We start from the raw sequence: 6,768 nt of genomic DNA on the forward strand, positions 1-6,768 counted from the left end.
CGACATTGACCGATCGTGCCGTCGCGGATATCTTCCCAGGGAAGTTACCGGTACATCTTCGAAAAGTTTCAGGGCAGTGACGCGGGTGGGCGCACAACCGCTCCAACCCGCGTCCAGCCGGGCATCGCCGGCGCATCATCGTCCGATATGCAGAGGAGTGTCATGAAACATCTACCGAGGCGCAGCCACCGTGTGGTGCTGGCCGCCGTCACCAGCGCGCTGGCACTGGCCGGTGCCGCGCTCGTGGTGCCCAGCCTGGCCCAGGCGGCGGCGAGCACGCTCGGCGCCGCCGCGGCGCAGTCCGGCCGGTACTTCGGCACCGCCGTCGCGGCGAACCGGCTGAACGACTCGACGTACAGCACGATCGCGGCGCGTGAGTTCAACATGATCACGGCCGAGAACGAGATGAAGCCGGAGGCGCTCCAGCCCAACCGGGGTCAGTTCAACTTCTCCTCGGGTGATCAGATCTACAACTGGGCCACCCAGCGTGGTCTGAAGGTTCGTGGGCACACGCTGGCGTGGCATGCGCAGCAGCCGCCGTGGATGCAGAGCCTGAACGGCAGCACCCTGCGTCAGGCGATGATCGACCACATCAACGGGGTGATGGCCCACTACAAGGGCAAGCTGGCCGCGTGGGACGTGGTGAACGAGGCGTTCAACGAGGACGGCAGCCGTCGCAGTTCCAACCTGCAGGGCACCGGCAACGACTGGATCGAGGTGGCGTTCCGTACCGCGCGGGCGGCCGACCCGTCGGTGAAGCTCTGCTACAACGACTACAACATCGAGAACTGGTCGTACGGCAAGACGCAGGGTGTCTACCGGATGATCCAGGACTTCAAGTCCCGTGGGGTGCCGATCGACTGCGTGGGTCTGCAGACCCACTTCACCGGCGGTAGTTCGCTGCCCAGCAACTTCCAGACGACGCTGTCCAGCTTCGCCGCGCTCGGGGTGGACGTGGCGCTGACCGAGGTCGACGTCACCAACTCCTCGACCAGCCAGTACGCCGGGCTGACCCAGGCGTGCCTGAATGTGCCGCGCTGCATCGGCATCACGGTGTGGGGCGTGCGTGACAGCGACTCCTGGCGCTCCAACGAGAGCCCGCTGCTGTTCGACGGCAGCGGCAACAAGAAGGCCGCGTACAACTCGGTCCTCAACGCCCTCAACGCCGCGACGCCCAACCCCACGCCGACCGTGACCCCGACCGTGACCCCGACCGCCGGACCGACCACGCCGCCGCCGACCAGCGGGACGAACCGGATCGTCGGCAGCCAGTCCGGCCGGTGCATCGACGTACCGAACTCCTCGCAGAGCAACGGCACCCGGGTGCAGCTCTACGACTGCCACGGCCAGACCAACCAGCGGTGGACAAACACCTCCAGCCGGCAACTGACCGTGTACGGCTCGATGTGCCTGGACGCCGCCGGCTCCGGCAACGGCTCGGCCGTCCAGATCTACAGCTGCAACGGCCAGACGAACCAGCAGTGGAACATCAACTCCAACGGCAGCATCAGCGGCGTGCAGTCCGGCCGCTGCCTCGACGTCTGGGGCACCGGCAACGGCCAGCAGGTGCAGCTCTACGACTGCAACGGCCAGGCCAACCAGCGGTTCCAGCTCGTCGCCACGAGCTGATCGACGTACCGAAGGCGCACGACGGGCGGACCCACCGGGCCCGCCCGTCGTGTCTCTGCGACAGCGACGGACCGGCCGGGTCAAGGCTCAACGGTCGGCTCACCATTCCCGGTTGGCGATCAGTTGCCCGTCGCCGCAGACGCGGCCGATGACGTCGCGGCGCGGAGCGGCATCAGGAAGGGGACGGTGTTCAGCGCCGAGGCGCCGAACCGGAAGTACGCGAAGAGCACCGCGTGGACCCAGGCTGCCGGCCCGGTCAGCCGCAGCGGTTCGGTGTCGGCGAAGAAGAGCACCACACCGTGGTGGTCGAGGTGGTATTCCAGGACGCCGGCGTGGTCGAACGACAGCCACCGACCGAAGGAGTGGCACCAGGTCCGGGTGGGGGTGAGCACCACCCGGGTGAGCTGGTGCTCGCGCCACTGCGGGCGGGCCAGGCGTTCGGCCCGGGACCGGGCACTGGCGTTGCCGACGGCGTTGGCGAGCAGGGCGCCGGTGACGAAGGCCGTCGACCCGAACGCCACTGTCGAGGTCTGCTGGTAGGTGACCGTCGAGCCGTAGTGCCGCGCGTAGTGCAGTTGGGCGTCCAGATACACCGGTTCGTCGGTGAGGAACCCCGGGGCGGGCACGGTGTCCGGCTGCCCACCCTGGGACAGAAATTCGAGGGTACGCCGCGCGGCGTCGCTGCCGTCCGCCCATGCGGTCGACAGGGCGCTGACGGTGGGAGGCGGGAAGAGCCGGCCGATGCCGTAACCGGCGGCGTAGGTGACCAGCGCCCACGGGGCGGCGAGTCCGACGACGGCCACGACGAGCCATCGCCGGCACCCGAAGCCACGCCGGCGCCGGCCCTCCCACACGCCCACGCACAAACCGGTGATCAGGGTCGCGGCGAGGTAGGCGATGGCGACCAGGGCCAGCGTGCCCAGCAGAACACTGCTTCCCGAACACGCGTCGGGCATGTCGAGGTCGGGGTCACTGATCCGCAGTCCACGATCCCGGAGACACCGGTCCATCGAGCGGTACGACCGGTCGATGCCCCACACCAGCGCCGGGGTGACGACAGCGGTGGCGGCGGCGGTGAAGGTCCAGTGCCGGCTGGGCGGCGGCGGGGACGCGAACGACATGACCGACCGCTGCTCCCTCTGTCACCGCACTACGCTCCGACGCGCGATGCTACCGCTGATCGATGCGTGGTGGGGCTACGGAAGCAGCAGCTCCGAGCGGTACTCGGCGGCCAGCGCGGCGGCCCGGTCCCGGCGCTCGGCCTGCTCCTCCTCGGTGAGGGCCGGCGGCGGCGAGGTGGGACCGTCCACCCGGTCGCCGACGCGCAGGAAATACTCGTCCTGCCCGGCCGGCGTGCACATGCACAGCAGTCGCGCCGGCTGGTCGAACGAGTTGCGGAAGAAGTGCGGCGCGTTCGCCGGGATGTTGATCGTCTCCCCGGCCCGCGCGACGGTCTGCTCGCCCCGGAACGTGAACTCCACCGCCCCGTCGAGCACCGTGAACATCTCCTCGAAGTCGTGCCGGTGCGGAGGCGGCCCACCACCCGGCGGAACCCGCATGTCGATCAGGCAGTACCGGCCGGCCGTCTGCTCGCCGGTGACCAGGATCGTGTAGGTGCCGCCCGCGATGGCGAGGTGCGTGAGGCCGGGGTCGTCGGGACGGGCGTGGACGAGGGCACGGGTCGGATCGTCGGACGGGATCGCACCGCTGGCCATCGGCTCTCTCCTCGATCGTCGGTCTGCGGATCGATACCCCTCATAGCCATCCGCCAAGCCGCTAAACCTGGTGCTCTCGGCTGCGACCGCCAGGATCCGCCGCGCCGAGCGAGTCGGTCAGGTTCCGCTCGGCGGCATCGCCCTCATCAAGCTCTGCCATCGATCGGCGCAATGCGGCGGCGTTGCTCGGGTTGCGAAGGAGGTACTCGGTTTCCTCGACTCGCCTTCCGCCGGCGGCACGATCATCACGGGCTTCTGGCCGGACCGGTCATCGTTTCCTCCGCGTCATCGGTGAGGCGGACGAGTCAGTGTTCCGTACTCCTGGCGTCGGTAGAGCCGTTTCCCGCGTCCAGCCGAGAAAGCGGCGGTGCAGCACGCCGGCCGGCGTGCAGGGCATGTCCTCGGTGGCTTGCACGAGGTAGGAGCCGAGGTAGAGGGCCAGTGACACCGGAGCGTCGGCGTACTCCGCGCGCAGTTCCCGCTTCCGCGTCGGGCACGGCCAGGGCAAGGCGCAGCCACCGCAGCTCCAGACCGGCATGACCGGGCCGTGGGTGGTCACCGCACCCCCTCCAGGAAACGAGCGGTGATCGCACGGGCCTGCCGGCTGGTCGCCCATTCCACCTGCCAGCACGGGTACGGCGTGAGCCGCGACCACCAGGCGCGGCAGCCGATGCACATGCCGTCGAAGCCTCGGACATGCACGGCCAGGATCGCCTGCTCCTGGTCGTCTCTCATTGCGGGTCCTCTCCCGGCCAGTGGCCACGATTGATGGGGATTCGGTGCCGGACGCGACAGGGCAGATCGGCTCCGCAGCGGCAGATTCGTCGCCATTTCCGCCAGCACCAGACCGGCCGATGCCGCCGGGCGAGAGTGAGGGCCGTCGCGACCAGGTAGTCCTCGTACGAGACGTGCCGCCTGCTCGGAGGCATCCGACCAAGCCCGCCGGCGGACATCCGGCTCACCGCTGCTTTGTCGGCACGTCCGGCGCCGGCCCTCGGTCGCCCTGGGATCGCCGTAGCTGTGCTGCGTGGTCGAGTAGCCGCTGCCGAGCGGCCGCGTACTCGGCGTCCTGGTGCTGCTGCCCCGTCCGGGGCGGTCGTGAAGGCGCATGGTGCCGGAGCAACCACCTCAAGAACTGACCCAGGTGGATACACATCGTCACGAAGCTGCCCGCTCAGAGTCGGAGACGGCGTCGCGCTCCCGCACGTCAGGCGGGTCATCGACATCGAAGTCCATGCCGCATATGGTCCCGCCGACCGAGCTGCGGCGACCATGTCGAGAGGTCATGTCACGGTGACATGAGGAGGCTCGACCTGCCAGTACACCGCCCGTAGGCTCCGGGCTGAGCACCTTGGGTAGTCGCCCGACAACGCTGGGAGCGGTCGTACTGGTGGAGAATCTCCGAATACCCGACGACCTCTGGTCGCGAGAGGACGTGCACACCGCCCTGGCTGGCCGTGACATCGGCGCACTGTTCCGGCTGCTAGCCCGGCACACGGGTGCAAGCCAAACCCGCATCGGTGCGGCTGTCGGCCTGGAGCAGGGCTACGTCAGCCGGATCATCGCAGGCCGGCGGGTGACCTCGATCGACGTCTTGGAACGGATCGCCACCGGTTGTGGCATGCCCGACGACGCCCGGATGACGCTGGGCCTCGCGCCCCACCAGCGGTCATATCGCCCGGCCATGGCGGATCAATCCCGCGGTCGGCATGGTGACGTGCCGGCCAGCCGGTCCTGGCGCGAGGACGTCCGGGCCGCCGCGCAGCTATGGGAAGGCGATGTGAACCGTCGAGACATGCTTCGCCAGACAGTCTTCAGCTCCACGGCATACACCCTGCCCGCCCTACGCTGGTTCACCGCCACCTCGGCACAGCCCGTCGAGCAGGAGGGGCGCCGGGCAGTCGGTCAACCCGACATCGAGACCATCCGCCAGATGACCGCCACCTATCGGCGACTCGACAATCAGTACGGCGGCGGGCACGCGCGCGACAACGTCACCCGCTTCCTGCACCACGAGGTCACACCCCTCATGATCGAGGGCCGGTACGACTTGGCGACCGGCCGCAGGCTGCTCACCGCCGTTGCCGAACTGACCCAACTCGCCGGTTGGCAGGCGTACGACATGGCCGAACACGGCCTCGCCCAGCGCTACCTCACTCAGGCCCTGGACCTGGCCAGAACGGCCGGCGACACCGGGTTGGGCGCCGAGATCCTCGCCGCGATGAGCCACCAGGCCACCTACCTCGGGCACGCCGCAAGCGGAATCGACCTCGCCCGCGCCGCACGGCAGACGGCACAGCGCGCCGGACTCACGGTGCTGACTGCCGAAGCGCTGGTCATGGAAGCTCACGCTCACGCTGTCGCCCTCCACGAACGCGACTGTGCTGCCGCGCTTCACCAGGCAGAGCACGCCCTCGACCGCGCGGACCGCAGCAGCGACCCGCAATGGCTCGGCTACTTCGACGAGGCGTACCTGTCAGCCAAGTTCGGCCACTGCTTCCACGCGCTCGGCCAACACCGTCGAGCCGAACGCTTCGCCGCTCGCTCACTGAAGATGGACGAGCGCTACGTACGCGGCAAAGCCTTCAACCTCGCCCTGCTGGCCAGCGTCCACGCTCGCCACGGCGAGCCGGAACGTGCCAGCGCCATCGGCACGGAAGCCCTCACCCTGACCACGCAACTACGGTCGGCCCGTGCCGTTCGCTACGTGCGCGATCTGCAAACCGGTCTGATGTCCCACCGCCGTCGACCAGCAGTACGGCAGTTCATCACCCGGGTCGACGCGGCACTCGGCCAACGGCGCTGACTACAGCTCACCCTGGGCCCTCCGCGCCACCAACTCCAGCACCGCGATCACCGTGCCCGCACCAACGATCTCACCCTCGGAGACGAGCCGCCGCGCCTCCTCCAGCGGAATCCAAGCCACCCGCTCGGTCTCGTTGACGTCCACCGGAGCGCCGATGTGCTCCGCCTCCCGGGCGAGGAACAGCAGGTTCTCGGCGTCCGCGGTCGCTACCCACGGCTGAAAGGACAGCAACGGCTCTACCGCCTCCGGACGCCACCCGGTCTCCTCCTCGACCTCCCGGATCGCGCACCTCGCTGGATCTTCGCTCTCATCGACGTAGCCGCCCGGCAGCTCCCAGACCCACCGGTCGAACACGAACCGGTGCCGCCGCATCAGCAGCAGCCGCTCCTGACCGTCGAGCACGGCAACCATGGCCGACCGGGGTGCCCGGATCACGTATTGCTCGAAGCGGACTCCGTCCGGCAGTTCCACATCCGCGATGCTCAACCGGGAGCGTCTGCTGCCGTCGACAACCCGCTCGCCATGAGAGGGTGGTTCGGGAGGCTATGTCCGATGCGGATTTGGTGGTTCGTTAGCGGCCCTGGTTGGTGGGGTTACGCGGACGTCGTCGGTGGAGCC

General features: G+C 68.9%; 6 protein-coding genes and 1 pseudogene. 2 read left to right on the forward strand and 5 right to left on the reverse strand.

All coding sequences use genetic code 11. The features are described 5' to 3' along the window. Window positions 1-162: 162 nt before the first annotated feature. Window positions 163-1,629, forward strand: a complete 1,467-nt coding sequence (locus ACFYO8_RS14330) for an endo-1,4-beta-xylanase (protein WP_355093948.1) — start codon at window positions 163-165, stop codon at window positions 1,627-1,629. 119 nt (window positions 1,630-1,748) lie between these two features. Here ACFYO8_RS14330 and ACFYO8_RS14335 read toward each other — a convergent pair whose 3' ends face one another. The 4 genes and pseudogenes from ACFYO8_RS14335 to ACFYO8_RS14350 form a co-directional block, all read right to left on the reverse strand. Continuing rightward, a complete protein-coding gene (locus ACFYO8_RS14335; protein WP_357711861.1) occupies window positions 1,749-2,750 on the reverse strand; it encodes a hypothetical protein in 1,002 nt (333 codons plus the stop codon). 75 nt (window positions 2,751-2,825) lie between these two features. Next, window positions 2,826-3,344, reverse strand: a complete 519-nt coding sequence (locus ACFYO8_RS14340; RefSeq protein WP_357711859.1) for a cupin domain-containing protein — start codon at window positions 3,342-3,344, stop codon at window positions 2,826-2,828. 268 nt (window positions 3,345-3,612) lie between these two features. Further along, window positions 3,613-3,903: a hypothetical protein gene (locus tag ACFYO8_RS14345; RefSeq protein WP_387189059.1), complete on the reverse strand. Its 291-nt coding sequence runs from the start codon at window positions 3,901-3,903 to the stop codon at window positions 3,613-3,615. Next, window positions 3,900-4,268 (reverse strand): annotated as a pseudogene (locus ACFYO8_RS14350) (hypothetical protein); the annotation flags it as partial. The gene ACFYO8_RS14345 and the pseudogene ACFYO8_RS14350, both read right to left, overlap by 4 nt. A gap of 448 nt (window positions 4,269-4,716) precedes the next feature. Between ACFYO8_RS14350 and ACFYO8_RS14355 the strand changes: the two are divergent. After that, complete coding sequence (locus ACFYO8_RS14355; protein WP_387257256.1) at window positions 4,717-6,150, forward strand: helix-turn-helix domain-containing protein; 1,434 nt, start codon at window positions 4,717-4,719, stop codon at window positions 6,148-6,150. Here ACFYO8_RS14355 and ACFYO8_RS14360 read toward each other — a convergent pair whose 3' ends face one another. Further along, entirely contained in the window at window positions 6,151-6,636 is a 486-nt protein-coding gene (locus tag ACFYO8_RS14360) for an NUDIX hydrolase (protein ID WP_387257254.1), read from the reverse strand. Window positions 6,637-6,768 lie beyond the last annotated feature (132 nt).

Source organism: Micromonospora sp. NPDC005257 (assembly GCF_042872445.1).
In the GTDB taxonomy this organism is placed as follows: Bacteria; Actinomycetota; Actinomycetes; order Mycobacteriales; family Micromonosporaceae; genus Micromonospora.